The sequence below is a fragment of the Rhodococcus sp. KRD175 genome (assembly GCF_017168275.1).
GTDB classification, from domain to species: Bacteria; Actinomycetota; Actinomycetes; order Mycobacteriales; family Mycobacteriaceae; genus Rhodococcoides; species Rhodococcoides fascians.
In genome coordinates, this window is record NZ_JABFAQ010000014.1 from 46,687 (window position 1) to 69,357 (window position 22,671).

The window sequence follows — 22,671 nt, forward strand, 5'->3', positions numbered from 1 at the left end:
TGGACGGAAATCCGAGGAAATCCGTCCATAACTTCGAGTTCGAGCTAACTCAGCGCAGGGTGCCCGTCAGATGCGGGTAGCCCTTCTTCGGGTTCTTCAGTGACAGGTCCCAGCCGGTACCGACGGCATCGGCGTAGGCGTTGATCGTCGCGGGCAGGATGATCGGCTTGCCGAATCGGATGCTGTACTTCACGGCCTCCGGGATGCGGCCTTCGACCGTTTGCAGTACCGCTGCAGCACTCCACATTCCGTGTGCGATGGTCTTCGGGAAGCCGAAAGCCTTTGCGCCGAGCGAGGATACGTGGATCGGGTTGCGGTCTCCGGAGATGGCCGCGTACCGGCTGATGATCCGCTGATCGACGCGCAGGGTGCGGGTCGGGGGCGGCGGTACCTCGTCTGCAGGCGGTGTTTCACGGGGTCCACCCGAGAGCGAGGTCTTCTGCAGGCTCAGGAAGCTCGAGGTCTGCTTCCAGACCAGTTCGCGTCCCACCTTGACCTCGCTGATCAGGTCGACCAGCAAGCCCTTGCGGTGCTCGCGCAGATTCTCCGCGTGCACTCGGATATCCAGCGGCTCCGATGCCGAGATGCCGCGGAACTGCTCGATGACGTTCTCGGCGTGCACCGAACCGATGGCGGCGAACGGAAAGCCCTTGGACACCATCAGTTTCATGACGGTCGGGAACACGAGCGTGAACGGGTAGGTGATCGGGAGCTGATCGCCGAATCGTAGCCCCGTCGCGCGGCAGTAGCCGGCCAGGTTGTCCTGGTCCACTCGCAGGCCCTTGAGCTCGAACACGGTGCTGGGCACCGTCTTCGACTTGGATCCGAGGAAGGGCAAGGCACCCAGTGCAGCCGAGGTGTAGATCTGCGATGTTTTCGGCTGCTCGGTGAGCGTGACGGTGCTCATGCGCCGAGGAGGCTCTGGCCGCACACGCGCACGACCTGCCCGGTGACGGCGTTGGATGCGGGAGAAGCGAAGTAGGAGACCAACTCCGCGACGTCGACGGTCTCGCCGCCCTGCAGCAGCGAGCTCATGCGCCGTCCGGCCTCGCGGGTGGCGAACGGGATGGCCGCCGTCATCGCGGTCTCGATGAAGCCGGGAGCAACGGCGTTGATGGTGATGTTCTTCTTCGCGAGCACCGGTGCGGATGCGTGCACCAGGCCGATGACGCCGGCCTTGGAGGTGCCGTAGTTGGTCTGGCCGCGGTTGCCCGCGATACCGGCGATGGAGGAGACGTCGACGACGCGTCCGCCGTCCTTGAGCGCACCCGAGGCCACCAGTTCGTCGGTGATGCGTTGCGGCGCAGCAAGATTGACGCCGATGACGGAGTTCCAGCGGGCGTCGTCCATGTTCGCGAGGGTCTTGTCGCGGGTGATGCCTGCGTTGTGCACGATGATGTCGGCACCGCCGTGGCGCTCGAGCAGGTGCTTCGAGAGGACCTGGCCGGCGTCGGGCGAGGTGACGTCGAGGGCCAGCGAGGTACCGCCGACCTTGTTGGCCGTCTGCGAGAGTGCTTCTCCCGCTGCGGGAATGTCTGCGGCGATGACGGTGGCTCCGTCACGGGCAAGAACCTCGGCGATGGTGGCACCGATGCCGCGGGCAGCGCCGGTGACGACGGCGACCTTGCCGGCGAGCGGCTTGTCCCACGAGGCCGGTGCCTGCGAGTCGGCGTCGCCGACGACGATGACCTGGCCGTCGACGAAGGCGGACTTGGCCGACAGCAGGAAGCGCAGGGTGGATTCGAGGCCGGAGAGTCCGGTCGACGCGTTGGGGGAGATGTAGACGAGCTGAGCCGTCGCGCCGCGCTTGACCTCTTTGCCTACGCTGCGGGTGAACCCTTCGAGGGCGCGCTGCGCGATGTGCTCGTCGACGCTCGACGTTTCTTCGGGGGTGGTGCCGATGACGACGACGCGAGCCGAGGGTGCCAGGTTGCGGATGACCGGCTGGAAGAACTTGAAGAGCTGCTCGAGCTCGGCGACGTTACCGATGCCGGTGGCGTCGAACACCAGTCCGCCGTGCTTGTCGTCGTGCGGCTGCGACTGCGGGTAGTCCGAGAGCAGCTCACGCAGCGGCTCGACGAGGCGGCCGTTGCCGCCGATCAGGACCGGTCCGGCCAGTGGCGGCTCGCCTGCCTTGTAGCGGCGCAGCTTCTCGGGCTGCGGCAGGCCGGCCTGCTTGGCGATGAAGGCTCCCGGCGCGGACGCGAGGAACGTTGAGTAGAGATCTGGGGCTCCCTTGGAGGCTGCCACTGTCGTACCTTTCATTCAGCGCTGCTCGCTCTGAGGGCGAGGCGCACGACCGGGTGTCGACAACCAACTTACTCGCCAGTAAGATGAAACTCCACCAGGGCCATTCCCCACATGCTGGGGACGATGTTTGGAGACGTCAGTGACAAGCAAGCAGCTACGACCGGTCGCAATCGTCGGTGGCAACCGCATTCCGTTCGCGCGTTCGGACAAGAAGTACGCGCTGGCGTCCAACCAGGACATGCTCACCGCCACCATCGACGGTCTCGTCTCGCGATTCGGTCTGCAGGGCGAGCGGCTGGGCCTCGTCGCCGCCGGTGCCGTGCTCAAGCACTCACGCGATTTCAACCTCACTCGCGAGGTCGTACTGGGCAGCGCACTGAGCCCGTGTACCCCGGCCTTCGACATTCAGCAGGCCTGCGGTACCGGTCTGCAGTCGATCATCGCCGTCGGCGACGCCATCGCCTCGGGCCGTATCGACGCCGGTATCGGCGGCGGCGTGGACACGACGTCCGACGCTCCGATCGGCGTCAACGACGAACTGCGCGAGTTCCTGCTCTCGCTCAACCGGGCGAAGAGCACCACCGCTCGCCTCAAGCTTCTCGGCAACGTCCGTCCCGGCATGCTCGGCATCGAGATCCCCCGCAACGGTGAGCCGCGTACCGGCCTGTCGATGGGTGATCACGCCGCCATCACCGCGAAGGAATTCGGTATCCGCCGCGAGGACCAGGACGAACTGGCCGCAGCGAGCCACCACAACATGGCAGCCGCGTACGACCGCGGATTCTTCGACGACCTGGTGACGCCATTCCTCGGCCTGACCCGCGACGACAACCTGCGTCCGGGATCGACCGTCGAGAAGCTGGCCACCCTCAAGCCGGTCTTCGGAACCAAGCTGGGCGACGCCACCATGACGGCCGGCAACTCGACTCCGCTGACCGACGGTGCGTCGGCGGCGCTGCTGTCGAGCGACGAATGGGCTGCCGAGCGCAACCTGCCGGTGCTGGCGCACCTCGTCGATTCCGAGACCGCCGCGGTCGATTACATCCACGGCAACGGATCGTTCAAGGACGGCCTGCTGATGGCCCCGACGTACGCGATTCCGCGTCTACTCGCCCGCAACGGTCTGACGCTGCAGGACTTCGACTACTACGAGATTCACGAAGCATTCGCCTCGGTGGTGCTCGCGACGCTGCAGGCGTTCGAGAGCGATGCGTACTGCAAGGAGCGTCTGGGACTCGACGGTGCGCTCGGTTCCATCGACCGCAGCAAGCTCAACGTCAACGGATCCTCGCTCGCCGCGGGCCACCCGTTTGCCGCGACCGGTGGACGCATCGTCGCATCGCTGGCGAAGATGCTGGCCGAAAAGGGTTCGGGCCGCGGCCTGATCTCGATCTGCGCGGCCGGTGGCCAGGGCGTCACCGCCATCATCGAGCGCTGATCACCGCAGCTTCGGCTGCTCCCCGATACAGGGACACGATCTGGGGGTCACAGGGTCGGCGGATCCGGCAAACGAGGGGTTTTCGGATCTGCTGATCACAACGTCGAAAAGGCACGCAGAGCTCGCTCTGCGTGCCTTTTCGTGTCCGATCAGCCGGGTATGCCGCTCTCCGGCGGAGTCGATTCGTCCCCGGTGTATTCCTCCACTGCGGAGTCTCCGATGTCGGTCTGCAACACCGGAGTCAGGTACTCGGGTACACCTCCACGGATCTGGAAGACACTGGCTCCGGAGATTCCGAGGTGGCTTTCGTCGGAGTATCGGAACGGGGCCAGCTGCGGGCCCTGGAAGTCCATTCCGCCGTCCTGGATCGCGGAGACGATGCCCTCACGGGTGGGATTTTCGCCGGCCGCCTGAAGTGCCTGCACGAACGCGTACGCCTGGCTGAGCCCGTAGATGCGGTAGTTGGTCAGTGGGTCACCTGTTCCGTTCTGAGCCCAGACCTTCTGCCACAGTTGCGTCCACGGATTCTCGGGGGAGTCGACGCCGGGGATGTATTCGAGCGAAATCATGCCTTCGAGGGATTGCGCACCGTTGGTAACTGCGCCCTGGGAGAAGCGTCCGAGCAGAGAACCGACCAGGTCGACGTCGGAGCCGATCGAACTGTAGAACCACTCGGGATCGTAGTTGAGCCGCATCGCGGTCAGTTGGCTCAGTGCGGTGTACGACGGGACGTTGAAGCCGAGCACGAGGTCGGCTCCGGCACCCTGCAGAGCGGCGATCTGTGGTGCGACATCGGTGTTGCCGGAGGTGTAGCGCACGACCTCGACGATCTGGTCGTCGAGATATTGGCGTACCGCGGCTTCGCTGTCCCTGCCGAGATCGTCGTCCTGAAGGAACAGCCCGACTTTGGCGTCGGGCCGGTTCTTCGTCACCCAGTCGCCGATGATCTTGCCCTCGACCTGGTAATCGGGCTGCCAGCCGAAGGTATTCGGGTACTTCTCGGGGTCGTTGCCCCACATGATGGCGCCGGAGGAGACGAAGAGATCCGGCACACCCTCCTCGTTCAGGAAGTCGATGACTGCGCTGTGCGTCGCTGTGCCGAGTCCACCGACGACGGCGAACACTTCGTCCTGGAGGACGAGTTCGTTGACGACCTGGGTGGTGGTCGTCGGGTCATAGGAGTCGTCACGAACGACGTACTCGATCTGCCTGCCGTTGACGCCGCCCGCGGCATTGACGTAGTCGAAGTAAGCCTTTGCACCCGTGGGTATTTCGCTGTATCCGGGTGCTGCGACCCCGGTCAGGGGGAAGTGGGCTCCGATCTTCACCGAGGTGTCGGTGATGCCGATCGTCGAGCCTTCCGAGGATTCTGTTGCCTCGTCTCTACCTCCTGCACCGCACGCTGCGGCCAACGAGACGACGGCGACGAGTGCGGTCGTTCTGACCGCCACCGATCCGAACTTCTTCATTTCATCTCTTTTCTGGTTGAACGCAACCTTCGATACGTGCCCACCAGACCCAGTGGGGCGAACAGGATGACCAGGACGGTGAAGATGCCGGTCACCAGTGGTGCGAGTTCGGCGGATTGCAGACTGCTCAGCCCCAGATCGAGTCCGAGGTTGGTGACCACCGGTGGGATGTAGGTGAGCAGCAGCGCCCCGATCAATGCCCCGGACAGAGTGCCGAGCCCGCCGATGACGACGGCGGAGAGCAATGTCAGGGAGAGCGTCAGAGTGAACCCGCTCGGGGCCGCGATCCGCGCCGACATCGCGAGGACGGCACCTCCGGCACCCGCGCATGCGGCGCTGACGACGAACGCCAGGATGCGTGCCCGCCCGAGATCGATCCCGGACAGCTCGGCGGCTACTTCGTCGTCCCGAACGGCCCGCCAGCGACGGCCGATCCGGCTCGACGAGACGTTCGCCAACAGGAAGAACACGACGACGAGCAGCACCCAGCTGACGTAGGCGACGAATTTGGTTCCGCTGAGCTCGTTTCCGGTGACGAAGAACATCATGTCGTCGATCAGGTCCGGCACTTTCGGAGCCGGGACGACGAGACCCTGTTCACCGCCGAGGTAGTCCGAGAAGTACAGAGCCAGTCCCGGTACGGCGACGGCGAGCGCCAGCGTCGCACCGGCCAGGTACGGGCCGTGCAGTCGGGCGGCGGCCACTCCCACGACCACGCCCACCAGGGCAGAGATCACGGTGGCGGCCAGCAGTACGAGGGGCACCGACCATCCGGAATCGTTGGCCCGCAGCATCAATGCCGCGGTGTACGCACCGACGGCCATGAACGCACCGTGCCCGAGTGAGAGCTGCCCGCTCAGACCGGTCAGCACGGTCAATCCGCCGGCTGCGATCGCCAGGTACGCGACCGACGTCAGCTGACTCTGACGGAAGGTGCTCAGTGATTCGAGCGCCAGCACGATGACGACGAGTCCGATGACAGCGCAGAGGAAGTGGCGTCGTACCGGGGTGGCCGTGAGACGAGTGAGAGTTGCGTTCACGTCATACCCTCCTGGCTGCTGCGCTGGCGAACAACCCGCTCGGGCGGACGAGGAGAACGACGATCAGAATGATCAACGCCGCGCTCGACACGAGGTCCTGGCCGAGGTAGCCGCTGACGAAACTGAGCCCGACGCCCATCAGCAGGCCTCCGACCACTGCGCCTGCCGGGCTGTCGAGACCGCCGAGAACGGCTGCGACGAAACCGAAGACGACGATCGAGTCCATGTACCCGGGGTGCACCAGCGAGCCACCCGCAATGAGCAGCCCGGCCAGCGATCCGACGACTGCGGCCAAAGCCCAACCGAGCGTGAGCATTCGACTCACCCGGACTCCGAGCAGCTTGGCCACCTCCTGCTCGAATGCGCTGGCGCGCATCTTCAGTCCCAGATCGGTGAACCGGAACAGCAGAATCAGCAAGCCCAGGACCACGAGAACGGCGACGATCTTGAACACGTCGTATCCGGTCAGGGCCACGTTGATCTCCCCGACCTTCTGGCCGGTGAGACCGAACGGTGCTGGGAACGAACGAAATTGGTTCCCGAAGATGATGGCCGCAACCGCGTGGATGATGATGAACAACCCGAGCGTCAGAATCACCGGGTTGATGTGCGAGGAGCTGTCGACGAACCGAATGACGAGTCGTTCGATCAACGCTCCCAACAACAGTCCGCTGAGCAGCGCGACTCCGAAGCCCAACCAGTACGAGTAACCGGCGTCGATGACGACCAGTGCGACGTACGTGGTGATCATGGCCATCGGTGCCTGGGCGAAATTGACGATGCGGGTCGATCGCCAGATGAGGACGAGAGCGAGGGCGAACGCGGCATAGACCATGCCTGTCGTCACGCCGTTGATGAGGATGGTGAGCAGTTGTTGCACTGTGGCTGGCGTCCTTTCGGCTTGCTCTAGAACCCGAGATAGGCGTGTCGGAGGGCGTCGTCCCCGGCCAAGGTGTCGGCCGGGCCTTCCACCGCGACCTTGCCCAGATCGAGGACGACGGCATGTTCGGCGATGGACAGTGCACTTCGTGCGTTCTGTTCGACGAGCACGACCGTCATCGATTCGGAATCGACGAGTGCGCGCAGCGTTTCGAAGATCTGTGCGGCGACTTTCGGTGCCAACCCGAGCGACGGTTCGTCGAGGAGGAGAACCGACGGTGTTGCCATCAGTGCTCGACCGATCACCAGCATCTGCCGTTCTCCGCCCGACAGCGTGTGCGCCGACGAGGTTCGGCGTCCGGTCAGCGGCGGGAACATGTCGTAGATTCGATCGAGGGTCACGGCGTCGTGACTTCTGTTGCGTCCCAACGCGCCGAGGCGAAGATTCTCGTCGACGGTCAATTCGGCGATCACGCCCCGGCCTTCGGGCACGTGTGCAAGCCCTTTACGGGACATGCGATCCGGAGGTATGCCGACGATGTCGACGCCGGCGAGCTCGATACGTCCCGACGTCGGCTTCAGGAGGCCGGAGACAGTGCGCAGCAGCGTGGTCTTTCCGGCACCGTTCGCTCCGAGTACGGCGGTGATCGTGCCCGCGGTGACGGTCATCGACACCGAATCGAGGGCGGTGACCGGCCCGTAGTGCACGGTGAGGTCGGTGATCTTCAGGTGTGTCGCGTCAGTTGTCATGTGCCACCTCGTTTCCGAGATATGCGGCCAGTACGGCCGGATCCTCGCGAATCCGATCCGGTGTGCCCTGGGCGATGACCTTGCCGAAGTCCAGGACGTAGATCCGGTCGCACACGGTCATGACGAGGTCCATGTGGTGTTCGACGAGCATGACCGATGTTGCCGGTCGGTCCGGCCGAGAATCCTTGTTTACTGCTGTGAGAGAGCGGATCTCGTCACCGAGTTCGCTCATTTCGTCGTTGGACAGGCCCGAGGCGGGTTCGTCGAGCAGGATCAACGACGGTTCGCTCACCAGTGCGCGCGCGAGGGCCACGCGTTTGCGCACCGCGTAGGGCAGGCTCGGTGGCAGCCGGTGCGCGTAGCCGTCGATGCGCAATCGTTCCAGGGTGTTCATCGCGGTCGACCGGACCACCGCGTCGTCGGCCGCGCTCGAGGGAAGGCCCAGGAGGCCGCTGAGGATTCCGGTGCGTGCCGTTCGGTCGGCCCCGACCATGACGTTGTCCAGCACGGTCATTCGATCGAACAGTCCCAGTCCCTGCAGCGTTCGGCTCATACCGAGCCGGGGCAGGTCGTGTGGGCGCAGGCGGCTCAAGGTTTCGCCGTGTCGGCCCAGGGTTCCCGATCGAGGTCGAACGAGACCGCACGCAACGTTGAACAGTGTGGTTTTGCCTGCCCCGTTGGGTCCGATGACGCCGAGGACTTCGCCGGGTCGTACCTCGATGGTCACTCCGGAGAGCGCGACGATGCCGCCGAAGGACACGTCGACGTCCGTCATGGTGAGGACCGGATCCATCGTGTCGAGAGAGTTCAAGTGATGCACCTCACAATCTGTTGGGTCCACTATGGGGCGTCCAGCACAACGCGCGGTATGGGCGCTCCGCACAGAATGTTTGGGTGTCTGGGCACCAGTAACGGTCAAATCACCCTGTGATGTGGGCTCTGTGCGCAAAAATGAGCGGATGGCTTCTCCCGGAGTGCGGCGCGCTACGTCGCGATCCGCTGCGCGCGGCGCGGTGAAGCCCTCCGACCAGGAGAAGATTCGCGGTGCGTGGGCCGCGCTGTTGCCGCGGGCGGATGCGATTGCCGACTCGATCACGCTGGCGCTGATAGAGCAGGAACCCGCGTACCTGGCAAGCTCCACTCCTGACATTGCCGGCGAAATTCGTCGCAGTACTCGCGCGCATATCAGCCAGGGCCTACGCACGCTGTCCGGTCTTGCGGCCGCGGGCGACAACGCCCGAGAGGTATGGCGTCGCACCGGGAGAGAGCGTGCACGCCAAGGCATTCCGATGGAGTTGGTGCTGAAGGCGTACACGCTCGGAAGTCGGACGCTGTGGGAAGAGTTGATGCTCGAGCGTGAACAATGCAGATCCGTGATCGACGAGCATCTCCTGCTCGTCGCCGGCCAGCAGTTGTGGAGAGCGCTGGACAGTCAGTACGAAACTCTCGTCGAGGCGTACCGCCAGGAGAGCGCGCGTATGCAGCAGCGTGATCTCGCCAATGTGCTGGTGATCTTGGACGGTCTCCGGTCGGGCCGAGGCGGTGATCCGGCTTTCGTGATCGAGGCCCGCGCGACCCTCGGTCTTTCGGCTTCACAGCAGATCGCCTGCGTGGTCGGCCCGCTCGACGATCAGGGGTCGCCTCCGCTCCCCGCGCCCGAGGACGCGATGGACCAGATCGGCGCAGTGTCCCACTGGAATACCCGGGACGGGCACCAATTCGCGCTCGTGGCACTCGGGACCGGATCGTGGAGATCGGTCATCGACGCCCTTGCCGCGCGGGCGGTCGGCCCCGTCGGTGTCGCGCATTCGCCCGAGGGCGTGGCGTCGTTCGCGGCAGCGTATCGCCTGGCGGCACTGACGGCCGAGACCATCACCGAAGACAGTGGCGTCGCGTTGGCGACGGACCGACTGCCGAGGGTGATCATGGCCGCCGACGATCAGTCGTCGGAACTGTTGGTTCGCCATGCGCTCGGCGCTCTGTTCACGCATCCGGAGCCGCACCGAGAAACGTTGCTCGACACGTTGGCGCACATGCTCGCTTCGGACGGTTCGCCCACCAACGCTGCGAAGGCGCTCTACTGCCATCGCAACACCGTCATCTACAGGGTGCGTCGGATCGAGGAATTGACCGAGCGTGACTTGACGGATGCACGCGACCGGCTCCTGCTCACTCTTGCGCTGGTCAGGACGGGACATTGGGCGCGGGCCGTGGAGCAGGACGACGGTTCGACGACCCACGGTTCATTCAATCGAATGAAATGACGATGGCAATTCCGAACTCGCTGTAACGAGTGGTTGAAGTCTGCATATATTCCGTGTGGCTCCGTACTGCTGCCTGACCCCCGACCCGGCAGCAGTACGGGGCCTTTTGCGTACGGCGCACGCGAGGGTCTCGGAACGAGCGGTGCTGTGCGGTTTGCGTAAGCTCGTCCGCGGGGTACGCCGCGCAGCAGGCCGGAATATGAATCGACGGTCCTGGAAGGGTCGAATGTGAGCGAGGGCAACAGTAGGTCGGGTGACGCGCCGAAGGGTGCCGAGCCACGCCCCGACGTACCGCCGTACGACACGCCGACCGAGGTGTTCGGGGCCATCCGCGACGACGCCGAGGCGCCGAAGCACGCAGAGCAGCCGGTACCCGAGGGCCAGGAAACCACGGAATCCGACGCGAACGAATCCGACGCGAACGAATCCGATGCGAACGATGCCGAGCCGACGCTGGCCGAGGGAACCGAACCCGATGGCACCGCCGAGGGCGACCGATCCGAGCCGGTTGCCGACCTCGATACCGCCGGTGATCCGGACGTCGACCAGATCGGCGAGGCCGAGTCTGCTGCACCCGGCGCGAACGCGCAGCCCGCACCGGTGGCAGACGAATCGCCGACGGTGGCGCAGCCCGTTGTTCTACCGTCCTCTTCTGACGCCGGGCAACCTCAGCCACCGGCCGAACCTCCCTCTACTCCCCCTGAGAACGGTTCGGCGGAGCACGACGGATCCGGGTCCACGCCGCCGTGGAAGAAGATTGCCATCGGTACCGGCGCGGTGGTTGCCGTCCTCGGGTTGCTGTACGCGGCGGACTGGATTGCCTCCAGCGATCGGGTTCCGCGCGGTGTGACCGTCGCCGGTATCGAGGTGGGCGGCAAGAGTCATTCCGACGCCGAGGCCGTACTGCGTGCCGAATTGGGACCTCGGGCGGAGGAGCCGATTCAGGTGGGCATCGACGACCGGCAGGTCGAGGTGTTGCCTGCCGCGGCCGGGCTGGGAGTCGATTGGAACGCGACGCTCGATCGCGCAGGTACTCAGCCCATCAACCCGATCACGCGTCTGACGTCGCTGTTCGGAAGCCGGGAGATCGGCGTTGTCTCGACCACCGACGAGCAGGCACTCTCGGTCGCCGTGGACGGCCTGCGAGCGGAGACGGACCGTGCGCCCGTCGAAGGCGACGTCGTCTTCGAAGGTGCCTCCCCGGTAGCCGTCGAACCGTTGGCCGGGCGAGTTCTGGACGCCGATGGGACGCGTCGAAATCTGCAGACCGAGTGGTCGACGGGTGCGACCGAGGTCGTCTACGAATCCACCCCTGTCACCGTGACGCAGGATGCGGTCGATCAGGCTCTGTCGAACGTCGCGGTCCCCGCGGTCTCTGAGCCGGTGGTCATCGAAGGCCGACAGAACGTCGATGCAACGTTGCCGGTGGACCGTGTGGGTGAGGTGCTGCGCTTCGACCCGGACGGGCAGGGTGGCCTCACGCCGATCTACGACACCGGTATCGCCACCGGCATTCTTGCTCCGCAACTGGTCCGCACCGAAGTTCCGCCCAAGGACGCGTCGTTCACGTTCTCCGGCGGAGCTCCCACCGTCGTTCCCGGAGTGATGGGTGAGCTGGTCGAGTGGAACAAGACCCTCGAGCAGCTTCCCGCCCTGCTGGCTGCGGACGGTCCGCGCTCGACCGAGGCCGTCTACGAACCGGCGCCGCCTGCCCTCACCACCGAGGCGGCAGAGAATCTCGGCGTGCGAGAGGTGGTCGCGGAGTACACGACCGGAGGTTTCGAGTACGCGTCGGGCGTGAACATCGGGCTCACCGCGCAGATCGTCAACGGCGCGCTGGTCAAGCCGAAGGAGACGTTCTCGCTCAACGGGTACACCGGTCCGCGCGGGACCGCTCAGGGCTTCGTCGAATCGGGAATCATCGACAACGGTCGACCCGATCGTGCCGTCGGCGGCGGCATCAGCCAATTCGCGACGACGCTGTACAACGCGTCGTACTTCGCGGGTATGGAAGACACCGACCACACCGAGCACAGCTACTACATCAGTCGATACCCCGAGGCCCGGGAAGCGACGGTCTTCGAAGGTGCCATTGACCTGAAGTTCACCAACCCCAACGACACCGGCGTGGTGATCGAGTCGTTCGCGGATTCGTCCAGCGTCACCGTCCGGCTGTGGGGCACCAAAACCGTCGACGTCGAATCGATCACCGGGCCCCGGACGCGGCCCACCTCGCCGAACACCGTGACATTGCCGGCCGGTGCCGGCTGCGTCGCATCCGGCGGGGGACCGGGATTCACCGCCAGTGACACCCGGGTGATCAGCGACGCCGCGTCGGGCAGGGAGATCTCGCGCAACACCAGAACCGTGAAATACGACCCCATCCCGATCGTCAAGTGCGTCCAGCCCGATCGTCCGGCTCCGGCCCCCGAACCCGACGACCCCCCGCGCCCGAACGACGACGAGTGACGTCCTGTGCTCGACGTGTCACTTCGAATCACGCGGATTCGGACTGTGGCGTCGACGCTCGATCGGGTGTTTGCTGGATGTAGACGTATGCCCGGAACGAATGCCGCCGCGACGAGGTTGCAACAGTAGAGGTGCGCTCGGCACCGCACGATCGAAAGGGAGCATCCTCCATGACGCTCACACGCACCGTCCTCGATCAACAGACACTTCGTGAGGCGTACGCGCAGTTCCCCAGCGGCGTCGTGGCGATCGCTGCGAAAATCGACGGTGTCCTGGTGGGCTTGGCGGCCAGTAGCTTCGTGTCGGTGTCGATCGATCCGCCGTTGGTAGCGGTGTGCATCCAGAACACGTCGACCACGTGGCCGAAGCTGGAAGTTGCGCCGAACATCGGCGTCAGCGTGCTCGGGGAAGCGCACAACGATGCCGTCCGCACTCTGGCTGCGAAAACCGGTGACCGCTTCGCCGGTCTCGACCTCACCGTCACCGACGGAGGCGCGGCCTTCATCGTCGGTGCCACCGCCTGGCTCGACACCACCGTCGAGCAACAAATTCCAGCGGGCGATCACGCAATAGTGTTGCTACGCATCCATTCCCTCGAAGTACAGAGTGAAGTCAATCCAATCGTCTTCCACGGCAGCAAGTTCCGCAAACTTCAGCAGTAACCGCTGTTCGACTTGGTTCGGCCCCCTTCAGCCTGTTCGGCCCGCCCACCGGTTCGGCCCTGTCCGCCCACCTTCGGCCTGTTCGGTTCGCCCGCCGATTTTCGCAAACGCGCGCGCACTTGCTGAACGCGCGCGAAATAGTGGCCCAATCGTGGGCAATTCTGCGCGCATCTGACAAGTGCGCGCGCGTTTGTCGGATCGGTCTCGTGAAGTCTGCCAGCGACGCTTTGCCGAGCCGGTTCTCCTGGTGGTGCAGCTGCGCTTCGCTCGGTGCGGCCTCGTTTGCTCGTCCACCTGTTTCGGCTCCGTCTGCCTCGCAAACGCGCGCGCACGTGCTGAACGCGCGTGAAATAGTGGCCGAATAGTCGACGATTCTGCGCGCATCTGACAAGTGCGCGCGCGTTTGCGGGACTGACAGCTAGGCGAACTGGTACGCCGGTACCTGTATTCATCCACAAGCCGGGAGTTGTGCACAGTCGTCAGCTTTCGAGCTCGACTCCGTCGACGCATGGCCGAGACTCGGAGCATGAAGGACGACCGAATGATTCGACGCTCCGAGGCGCTGGCAGACGGGAGCGCCGATCACGAGTTGCGCGCAATGTATGAGCGGGGTGGCTGGGAGCGTTTTGTGAATGGCGTCTACGTTCCGTCGTCGAGATTGGCCGGGCTGACAGAACAGGAGCGGCACAGACTGTTGATCGATGCGATTTTGCCGATCTTGTCCGGTGGTTACGTCGTCAGTCACCGTTCGGCTGCACTACTGCACGGATTACCCTTACCCACTGGCGGATTGGACAAGGTTCACATCACCCGACACCGCCGCGGCGGCGGTCGTACGAATACGACTGTGACCCTGCACTGTGCACCGTCCTTATCGAGCGTGACGGTCGACGGAGTCTCGGTGACCTCGCTGGCTCGGACAGTGGTCGACCTTGCTCGAACCGAGACGCTGCTGTCTGCGGTAATCGCAGGTGACGTGGCGTTGAAGTGCTGTGACGAGAGGGAGCTCGACGCGGAGTTGCAGCGGGCTCGGGGCTGGAAAGGTGTGGCGCAGGCGCGACGAGCGGTGAACCTCATGGACGGGCGCAGTGGAAACCCCGGGGAATCGCAGAGTCGAATCATATTGCGCGAGGCTGGATTCGACGTCGAGTCTCAGGTGGAGATCCTGGATCCAAGTGGGCGATCGGTGGCACGGATCGATTGGATGGTCAATGGCCTCGTCGTATGCGAGTTCGACGGTAAAGCCAAGTACACCAAATACTTGCGACAGGATGAGAACCCCGGCGACGTGGTGTTCAGGGAGAAGGTACGGGAGGACGCGGTGCGCGATCTCGGCTATCCGGTGGTGCGCTGGACCTGGGCGGACCTGGCGAATCCAGCAGAGTTGGTGGCGCGCGTTGCCCGAGCTGTAGAACGGGCCGCTGCCCTGCCGGCACCGCGAGGGAGCGTGCGAATTACATCGAGTCGGGAGCAAACGCGCACGCATTTGCCGAACGCGCGCGAAATCGCCTAACTATTCCGCAAAAGCCGCGCGCATCTGACAAACGCGCGCGCGTTTGCGCCAGGGCCGGGGGAAGCGTCGCCAGGGCTGGGGGAGCGTCGCCAGGGGCTCCCCATAACCCCACCCCGCTGAAACTGCCAGTCTCCCGGCACTGTGTAGCGGATGCCGTATTTGGTGTCGATGGGGATCGGGTCGCCGTCCGGAACGTCGTTCTCCGGGGGAGCAAATTCCATGGATGGAAATCCTGGCGGAGGCTTCGAGGCAGTCGTGGTTCCCGTCGGCGGCAGCGTTGTGGCTGCCTCCGACGTCGGCGCGGTGACGCCCTGGTACGAATTCGGTGCTTGTGGGCCGAGCTTGGGCAGCAGGTAGCCGACCGCCAAGAACAGTCCCAGTAACGCCGCGACGCGCAGTAGACGCATTTTCAGACTCACAACGCTCCCCCCGAAGTCGCCACACGCTAGCACCTCGGTATCGGTCCGACGTTCGACCGACAACCCTTGACTTCGATCTGACGATTCGGAGCTAATGAATGGGCGGGAACCTCCCGAGGGGGAGTGCCGAGAGCCGTTTGCAACGTAGCGGACACGTCGAGGCAATCCCGCAAAAACATGTAACGACCTGCGTCTACCTGCCGATCTTCATCAGGACAAAGCAAGTAGGACCAGCTAGTCTGCTCCGTGGGGTGGCACGCAGTCGTGTCGATCGCGCAGGGCGCGATACAGCGGATGCATAGGGGAATCAGTTGGCGATCAGCGGCTCGGGCGCGCTGGGATCAGTCGTGTCTCGACGCGACGCTCGGCGGTTGCGCAAGGTGACCTCGCGTCGTGAGTGGGAGTCGCACTACATCGATGGACTGCGCATCACCGACACGCTGGTGGTCCTCCTCGCCGTGACGGTTGCGCAGATCATTCGTTTCGGTGAGATCGACTTTCGCAATCCATGGTCGATTGCCGGCTACATCGGCGTATCGGGTGCCCTCGCCGTGCTGTGGCCGACGTTCCTCGCCATCTTCCGCACCCGTTCCCCTCGGGTCATCGGCAACGGCTCGGAAGAGTATCGACGCATCGTCTCAGCCACGTTCCGCCTCTTCGGCACCGTGGCAATTCTGTCTCTGCTGTTGCGCTTCGACATCGCGCGTCTGTATCTCGCCATCGCATTTCCCGTCGGTCTGATCGGGTTGCTACTGAGTCGATGGGGATGGCGCAAGGTGGTCGCTCGCAAGCGTGCGCGCGGTGAGTATCAGACGGCGGTGCTCATCGTCGGAAGCAAGAGTTCGGCGTTGTCGATGGCGAGGTCGTTCGAGCGTTCTCCCGGAGCCGGGTACAGCGTGGTCGGAATCTGCCTGCCCAACTACGAGCCCAGCAGCGCCGCGTCCTTCACGATCGACGGCATCGACATTCCGGTGCTGGGGGACGAGCACAGTGTCGTCGAGGCCATCGAAGTCTCCGGCGCAGACACCGTCGCAGTGACGGCAACCGAGCACATCGGCCATCACGGGCTCCGAAAGATGGTGTGGGACCTCGAGAAGAAGAAGGTCGATCTCGTCGTCTCTCCCGGCGTCATGGACGTCGCCGGCCCGCGCCTGGTGATGCGGCCGGTCTCGGACTTCCCGCTCATCCACGTCGAGAAGCCGCAGTACAACGGGGCCAAGAAATTCGGGAAGACGGCCTTCGACCTCGTCTTCGCCGCGTCGGTGTTGCTGTTGATCTCGCCGATTCTGCTCACCCTCGCCGTGATCATCAAGTTCACCAGCAAGGGCTCGATTTTCTACAGGTCCGAGCGAATGGGTATGGACGGCAAGCCGTTCCAGATGATCAAGTTCCGCAGCATGGTGCAGGACGCAGACAAACGGGTGCAGGATCTCGCTGCACTCAACGAGGGTGCGGGAGTGCTGTTCAAGATGCGTGACGACCCCCGCGTCACATCCGTCGGCAAGGTGATGCGCAAATACAGCCTCGACGAGCTTCCGCAGTTCGTCAACGTCCTCACCCGCGAGATGAGTGTGGTGGGTCCGCGTCCGCCGCTGCGCAGAGAAGTCGAAACCTACGACGGCGAAGTGCGGCGACGATTGCTGGTGAAGCCGGGCATCACCGGCCTTTGGCAGGTGAGTGGCCGATCTGATCTGTCGTGGGAAGAGAGCGTGCGTCTGGATCTCTCGTACGTCGAGAACTGGTCCATGACAGGCGATTTGCTCATCATCGCGAAGACAGCGGTTGCGGTCGCCAAGAGTGAAGGCGCGTACTGAAGCCCGTTCGACGCCGATCCGCCCTGGTTGTTCTCCTATGCGTAACCGCCCGTTCAGAGCGGGCGCTCGAGTACCGCGGCGGCCCGAAGTGTGTTTAGTATTCGCAGGTGCGGGCGTGACCGGATCGGTGGCCCTCATGATCTCGAGACTGTGTCTCGACCGAACATCGCTCAGCAGCGCAATCGACGGGGAACGAGCAGAATGCGAATCACAGTCTTCGGTACCGGCTACCTCGGTGCCACGCACGCCGCCTGCATGGCCGAACTCGGCCACGAGGTACTGGGCGTCGACGTGGACCCGGCCAAGCTTGCGAAGCTCGAGGCCGGAGAGGTTCCGTTCTGGGAGCCCGGTCTCGAAGAGGTGCTGCAACGCAACATCGCAGCCGGACGCTTGCGCTTCACCGCGTCCTACCAGGAAGCCGCGGACTTCGCAGAGGTTCATTTTCTCGGAGTCGGCACTCCCCAAAAAAAGGGTGAGTTCGCGGCCGACATGAAGTTCGTCGACTCGGTTATCGAGACGCTCGCGCCGCTGCTCACCAAGCCGGCTGTGATCTTCGGTAAATCGACCGTTCCAGTGGGCACCGCCGAGCGGCTCGGCCGTATTGCTCGTGAACTGTCTCCAGCCGGCGATGGCGTCGAGGTTGCCTGGAACCCGGAGTTCCTGCGCGAGGGCTACGCCGTCAAAGACACCCTGCATCCCGACCGACTGGTTTTGGGTGTCGACCGTGAGCGGCCGGGCCGCGCTGAAGAGCTGGCCCGCGAGGTCTACGCCCAGCTGCTCGACGAGCAGATCCCGTTCTTGGTGACGGATCTGGCCACGGCCGAGCTGGTCAAAGCCTCGGCCAATGCGTTCCTGGCCACCAAGATTTCGTTCATCAACGCCATCGCAGAGGTGTGCGAGGCGGCCGGGGCCGACGTCACCGTCCTTGCCGACGCCATCGGACACGACGAGCGCATCGGTCGCAAGTTCCTGAACGCCGGCATCGGCTTCGGTGGTGGCTGTCTGCCCAAGGACATCCGGGCGTTCATGGCCAGGGCCGGCGAGCTCGGTGCCGATCAGGCGCTGACGTTCCTCCGCGAGGTCGACAACATCAACATGCGGCGACGCACCCGCATGGTCGAGTTGGCACGTGAGGCGTGCGGCTCGCTACTCGGTGCCCGGGTGGCTGTGCTCGGCGCGGCCTTCAAGCCCGACTCCGACGACGTTCGTGATTCACCGGCTCTGAACGTGGCAGGTCAGATCCAGCTCCAGGGTGCAACGGTCAACGTGTACGACCCGAAGGCGATGGAGAACTCCCGGGCGCTGTTCCCCACGCTGACCTACAACAACACCGCTCTGGAAGCCTGCGAGGGTGCCGACGTGGTGCTGGTGCTGACGGAGTGGAAAGAGTTCAAGGCTCTGGTGCCCAGCGACCTGGACGGCGTGGTGCGCAGCAAGAAGCTGATCGATGGCCGTAACTGCTTGGACCCGGAGCAGTGGCGGGCGGCGGGGTGGAATTACCGAGGCCTAGGGCGTCCGTGAGCACTGACAAACAAGTCAAGGGCACAATTCATTCGATGGAATGAATTGGTCGCTCCCTAATCGACGTGTATCTGTAATCTGAATTAACTGACACTTAATAAAAGTCGACTCGCCTGTTGTTGCACGCGTGAACAAGTGTCGAGGTTCGTTCTGTGGCGCAAGCTCGCCTATCGGAGGTTGGCCCCCACGATAAACAGCACGGAGCGCTGTGAATTATCACGAGATTGAGCAGATGAAGCTCGTGTGTAACGTTTTTGGACCTCGGGGCGGTAACTCCTAGGAAGCCCCTGTCGTCCGTTTCGCCTAGTCAGCGTAGGTGTGGTAAACCAAGCAGCAGCTGTTATTCATCTGTGATCTGCGCCGCTCCCGTGGTGCTTCGGATAGCAGCGTGGGAACATTCCAATTCGAGACCAGTCGCATTGCAGATTGGTTTCGATTTACAGACCAGCGACCACCATGGTGATCGCAGAAGCGCAGAAGGAGGGGAGCAGGTGGCATCTGTCGGGGCGGCACCACGCTCACTCTGGGGATCCTCGCGGTCCGGGGAGTTGAAAACTCGCAAGCTCACGTCCAGGCATGTGTGGCAACGCCAGTACATCGCCCGCCTTCGGGTAACGGACGTGCTCGCAGTGGTCTTGTCCGTTGCCCTCGCTCAGATCGTTCGCTTCGGAGGGGTCGAAACCACCGGACTGACCAACTCGGTGATCTACACAGGCGTGTCCGTCGCGGTGGCGAGCGTCTGGATCGCGTTTCTTGCCATCTTCCGAACCCGCTCGACGCGGGTCATCGGCAACGGTGCCGAGGAGTACCGCCGCATCGTCTCGGCCACATTCCGGCTCTTCGGTGTCATCGCCATCGTCTCACTGTTGTTTCGTATCGACTTTGCACGTCTGTATCTCGCCATCGCCCTGCCAGTCGGGTTGATGGCGTTGCTCGTCAGTCGCTGGCTGGGGCGTCAAGTAGTTACTCGACTCCGTACCGAGGACAAGTACAAGACATCGGTTCTGATCGTCGGAAGCCGCGCAGCCGCGGTGTCGATGGCAGAGTCCTTCGAGCGCTCACCATCCGCTGGCTATGCGGTGGTGGGTATGTGCATGCCAGGCTACGAGGCGCCGAGTGATGGAATCGTTCACGTCGAGGGTGCCGACATTCCGGTACTCGGTAGTGAGCGAGACGTCCTCTCTGCAATCGACGAGTGCGGTGCCGACACCGTCGCAGTCACCGCAACCGAACACCTAGGCCACAAGGGCATTCGCAAGATGATCTGGGACCTGGAGAAGAAGGACGTCGACCTTGTGGTTGCGCCTGGCGTCGTCGACGTGGCTGGCCCACGTTTGGTGATGCGGCCCGTCGCAGGATTCCCGTTGATCCACGTCGAGAAGCCCCAATACAACGGCGCGACGCGATTCAGCAAGGTCGCCTTCGATCTGACGTTTGCGGCGCTGGTTCTGGTGTTGATCTCGCCGGTGCTACTCGCAGTAGCGGTTGCTGTGAAGGTCACCAGTCGTGGACCGGTGTTCTACAAGTCGGAGCGGATGGGTATCGACGGCAAACCGTTCTCGATGATCAAATTCCGCAGCATGACCGTGGATGCGGACCAGCAGGTTGCGCACCTTCTCGACCGCAACGAGGGCGCAGGCGGGGTGCTGTTCAAGATGCGTGACGATCCGCGGGTAACACCAGTCGGCAAGATCTTGCGTCGCTTCAGCCTCGATGAGCTACCCCAATTCATCAACGTGCTCAGGCGCGAGATGAGCGTCGTTGGTCCGAGGCCGCCACTACGCCGCGAGGTGGAAACCTACAACGGTGACGTTCGTCGTCGCTTGCTGGTCAAGCCCGGCGTCACCGGTCTGTGGCAGGTCAGCGGAAGATCAGACCTGTCGTGGGAAGAGACTGTGCGCCTTGATCTTTCATACGTCGAGAATTGGTCGATGGTGGGCGACCTACTGATTATCGCAAAAACTATGAAAGCTGTGGCTGGTAGCGATGGGGCTTACTAGAGCTATGGCGCAATGCAACTGGACCGAATGCTGGGCTTGAGGGGAATGAATATATGAAGCGCGCGCTAATTACGGGTATCACTGGCCAAGACGGCTCCTACCTGGCGGAACTGTTGCTGAGCAAGGGATACGAGGTGCATGGCCTCATCCGACGGTCGTCCACCTTCAACACCTCGCGCATCGATCACCTGTACCAGGATCCACATGACAAGGACGCCAAGCTGTTCTTGCACTATGGCGACCTCAGTGACGGTGCCCGCCTGGTCACCTTGCTCACAGAAATCCAACCGGACGAGGTCTACAACCTCGGTGCACAGTCGCATGTTCGCGTCAGTTTCGATGAACCCGAGCACACCGGCAACACCACCGGCGTCGGCTCCATTCGCCTGCTCGAGGCTGTTCGCCTCGCTGGCTTGCAATGCCGGTTCTATCAGGCGTCGAGCTCCGAGATGTTCGGCGCAACTCCGCCCCCGCAGAACGAAGAAACTCCCTTCTACCCCCGCTCGCCGTACGGCGCAGCCAAGGTCTACGCCTACTGGGTCACCAAGAACTACCGTGAGGCGTATGGCATCTTCGCCGTAAACGGCATCCTGTTCAACCACGAATCTCCCCGTCGTGGCGAGACATTCGTGACCCGCAAGATCACCCGGGCAGTTGCCCGCATCAAAGCCGGCATCGAAGAGAACGTGTACATGGGCAATCTCGACGCTATCCGCGACTGGGGTTACGCGCCGGAGTACGTCGAGGGCATGTGGCGGATGCTGCAGGTCGATGAGCCGGACGACTTCGTGTTGGCTACCGGCGGCAACTTCTCGGTAAAAGACTTCCTCGTCGTCGCTTTCGAGCGAGCCGGCTTGGACTGGGAGAAGCACGTCAAATTCGACGAGCGCTATCTGCGTCCCACGGAGGTGGACGCTCTCATCGGTGACGCCAGCAAAGCCGAAGCAAAGCTCGGTTGGAAGGCAACTGTCCACACACCGGAACTCGCGAAGATTATGGTCGACGCGGATATCGCGGCGCTAGAGCACGAGGGCCGCCCGTGGATCGACCGCCCTGCATTGCCGGACTGGGCATGAGCGCCGCTGAGACGGGTGCGTCGAGGGCATCCGACTACACGCCTGGTCCGCTCGATCGTGATGCGTCGTTCTACGTTGCCGGCCACCGCGGGCTCGTGGGATCGGCGATCTGGCGTCAGCTCAAAGCCCGCGGCTTCACGAACCTGATCGGACGCACATCCTCCGAGTTGGATCTGAAAGACCGTGACGCAGTCTTCGAGTTCTTCAAGGAGACCAAGCCGAAGACAGTTGTGTTGGCGGCCGCCAAGGTAGGCGGAATTTTAGCTAACAGCACGTATCCGGTCGATTTCCTCTCGGACAATCTCCGTATCCAGGTAAACGTGCTGGACGCAGCCTTGGCGCAGAACGTCCAGCGTGTGTTGTTCCTCGGATCGTCGTGCATCTATCCGAAGTTGGCTCCGCAGCCGATCAAGGAGGAGTACCTCCTCACCGGTCATCTTGAGCCGACCAACGATGCCTATGCCATCGCGAAGATCGCCGGCATCCTGCAGATCCAATCGGTACGTAAGCAGTACGGTCTTCCGTGGATCTCGGCCATGCCGACCAACCTGTACGGCCCGGGTGACAACTTCTCCCCTGAGGGCTCGCACGTCCTGCCCGCGCTCATTCGCCGTTACGACGAGGCCCGCCGAGATGGTGTCGACACAGTGACCAACTGGGGTAGTGGCTCTCCTCGTCGCGAGTTCTTGCATGTCGACGATATGGCAGCTGCGTGCCTTCACTTGCTCGAGAACTTTGACGGCCCTGACCAGGTCAACGTCGGCACTGGTGAAGATGCCACGATCAAGGAAATTGCAGGTATCGTTGCGGCCGCCGTCGACTTCAAAGGTGAGACCGAGTGGGACACCTCAAAGCCGGACGGAACACCGCAGAAACTGCTGGACGTCAATAAGCTTCGCAACGCCGGATGGAAGCCGCAGATCGACCTGGCGGCAGGGATCGAGTCGACGGTCGAGTGGTACCGAAAGCACGTCGACTCGGTAAGGACTTGACACTAGTTGCTGCTGTCGCGGTACGAGGCTGCTTGCAACTAAGCTGAAACTTAGAAGAGTTTGGCAGGTGGCGCAGGCGTAGACGAAGTTGTGATGTTGTCAGGGTCTTTCGGTC

Annotated in this window: 18 protein-coding genes; 11 read left to right on the forward strand and 7 right to left on the reverse strand. The window is 63.4% G+C overall.

Features of this window, described 5'->3' with window-relative positions:
• Positions 1-49 precede the first annotated feature (49 nt).
• Positions 50-907 (reverse strand): MaoC/PaaZ C-terminal domain-containing protein, encoded by an 858-nt coding sequence (locus J1M81_RS20010; RefSeq protein WP_032369490.1) that lies wholly within the window; start codon positions 905-907, stop codon positions 50-52.
• The gene (locus J1M81_RS20015; RefSeq protein ID WP_032367092.1) at positions 904-2,250 is read right to left on the reverse strand and encodes a 3-oxoacyl-ACP reductase; all 1,347 of its coding nucleotides are present in this window, start codon (positions 2,248-2,250) and stop codon (positions 904-906) included. Before J1M81_RS20015 ends, J1M81_RS20010 begins: the two co-directional genes overlap by 4 nt.
• 139 nt (positions 2,251-2,389) lie before the next feature.
• On the opposite strand from J1M81_RS20015, the gene J1M81_RS20020 reads away from it, so the two are divergent.
• Positions 2,390-3,688, forward strand: coding sequence for an acetyl-CoA C-acetyltransferase (locus J1M81_RS20020; RefSeq protein ID WP_206498680.1), 1,299 nt, complete (start codon positions 2,390-2,392; stop codon positions 3,686-3,688).
• Positions 3,689-3,837: 149 nt separating this feature from the next.
• Here J1M81_RS20020 and J1M81_RS20025 read toward each other — a convergent pair whose 3' ends face one another.
• From J1M81_RS20025 to J1M81_RS20045, 5 genes are read right to left on the reverse strand one after another with little or no spacing between them, the layout of a single operon-like run.
• Positions 3,838-5,157, reverse strand: a complete 1,320-nt coding sequence (locus tag J1M81_RS20025) for an ABC transporter substrate-binding protein (RefSeq protein WP_027495386.1) — start codon at positions 5,155-5,157, stop codon at positions 3,838-3,840.
• Positions 5,154-6,197, reverse strand: coding sequence for a branched-chain amino acid ABC transporter permease (locus tag J1M81_RS20030; RefSeq protein ID WP_206498681.1), 1,044 nt, complete (start codon positions 6,195-6,197; stop codon positions 5,154-5,156). The genes J1M81_RS20025 and J1M81_RS20030 overlap by 4 nt, the downstream gene beginning before the upstream one ends.
• A 1-nt stretch (position 6,198) precedes the next feature.
• On the reverse strand, positions 6,199-7,077 hold the full coding sequence (locus J1M81_RS20035; RefSeq protein WP_032374817.1) for a branched-chain amino acid ABC transporter permease: 879 nt from the start codon (positions 7,075-7,077) through the stop codon (positions 6,199-6,201).
• Between the two features lie 26 nt (positions 7,078-7,103).
• The gene (locus J1M81_RS20040; RefSeq protein WP_027495389.1) at positions 7,104-7,826 is read right to left on the reverse strand and encodes an ABC transporter ATP-binding protein; all 723 of its coding nucleotides are present in this window, start codon (positions 7,824-7,826) and stop codon (positions 7,104-7,106) included.
• The gene (locus J1M81_RS20045) at positions 7,816-8,637 is read right to left on the reverse strand and encodes an ABC transporter ATP-binding protein (protein ID WP_241258305.1); all 822 of its coding nucleotides are present in this window, start codon (positions 8,635-8,637) and stop codon (positions 7,816-7,818) included. The genes J1M81_RS20040 and J1M81_RS20045 overlap by 11 nt, the downstream gene beginning before the upstream one ends.
• Positions 8,638-8,785: 148 nt before the next feature.
• On the opposite strand from J1M81_RS20045, the gene J1M81_RS20050 reads away from it, so the two are divergent.
• The 10 genes from J1M81_RS20050 to J1M81_RS20095 all read left to right on the forward strand — a co-directional run bounded on the left by J1M81_RS20050 (position 8,786) and on the right by J1M81_RS20095 (position 22,556).
• Complete coding sequence (locus J1M81_RS20050) at positions 8,786-10,090, forward strand: helix-turn-helix domain-containing protein (RefSeq protein WP_052068732.1); 1,305 nt, start codon at positions 8,786-8,788, stop codon at positions 10,088-10,090.
• Between the two features lie 228 nt (positions 10,091-10,318).
• Complete coding sequence (locus tag J1M81_RS20055) at positions 10,319-12,559, forward strand: VanW family protein (RefSeq protein WP_206498682.1); 2,241 nt, start codon at positions 10,319-10,321, stop codon at positions 12,557-12,559.
• 170 nt (positions 12,560-12,729) lie between these two features.
• Complete coding sequence (locus J1M81_RS20060; RefSeq protein ID WP_027495391.1) at positions 12,730-13,221, forward strand: flavin reductase family protein; 492 nt, start codon at positions 12,730-12,732, stop codon at positions 13,219-13,221.
• 541 nt (positions 13,222-13,762) lie between these two features.
• A complete protein-coding gene (locus tag J1M81_RS20065) occupies positions 13,763-14,734 on the forward strand; it encodes a hypothetical protein (RefSeq protein ID WP_206498683.1) in 972 nt (323 codons plus the stop codon).
• A gap of 219 nt (positions 14,735-14,953) precedes the next feature.
• Positions 14,954-15,091, forward strand: a complete 138-nt coding sequence (locus tag J1M81_RS20070; protein ID WP_206498684.1) for a hypothetical protein — start codon at positions 14,954-14,956, stop codon at positions 15,089-15,091.
• Between the two features lie 409 nt (positions 15,092-15,500).
• Positions 15,501-16,967, forward strand: a complete 1,467-nt coding sequence (locus J1M81_RS20075) for a sugar transferase (RefSeq protein ID WP_308051293.1) — start codon at positions 15,501-15,503, stop codon at positions 16,965-16,967.
• 201 nt (positions 16,968-17,168) lie between these two features.
• A complete protein-coding gene (locus J1M81_RS20080; RefSeq protein WP_206498685.1) occupies positions 17,169-18,488 on the forward strand; it encodes a UDP-glucose/GDP-mannose dehydrogenase family protein in 1,320 nt (439 codons plus the stop codon).
• 491 nt (positions 18,489-18,979) lie between these two features.
• On the forward strand, positions 18,980-20,488 hold the full coding sequence (locus J1M81_RS20085; protein ID WP_206498686.1) for a sugar transferase: 1,509 nt from the start codon (positions 18,980-18,982) through the stop codon (positions 20,486-20,488).
• A gap of 53 nt (positions 20,489-20,541) precedes the next feature.
• Positions 20,542-21,564 carry a GDP-mannose 4,6-dehydratase gene (gene gmd, locus J1M81_RS20090; protein ID WP_032392192.1) on the forward strand — a complete coding sequence of 341 codons (1,023 nt, stop codon included), beginning with the start codon at positions 20,542-20,544 and terminating at the stop codon, positions 21,562-21,564.
• A complete protein-coding gene (locus tag J1M81_RS20095) occupies positions 21,561-22,556 on the forward strand; it encodes a GDP-L-fucose synthase (protein ID WP_206498687.1) in 996 nt (331 codons plus the stop codon). Before gmd ends, J1M81_RS20095 begins: the two co-directional genes overlap by 4 nt.
• Positions 22,557-22,671: the final 115 nt, after the last annotated feature.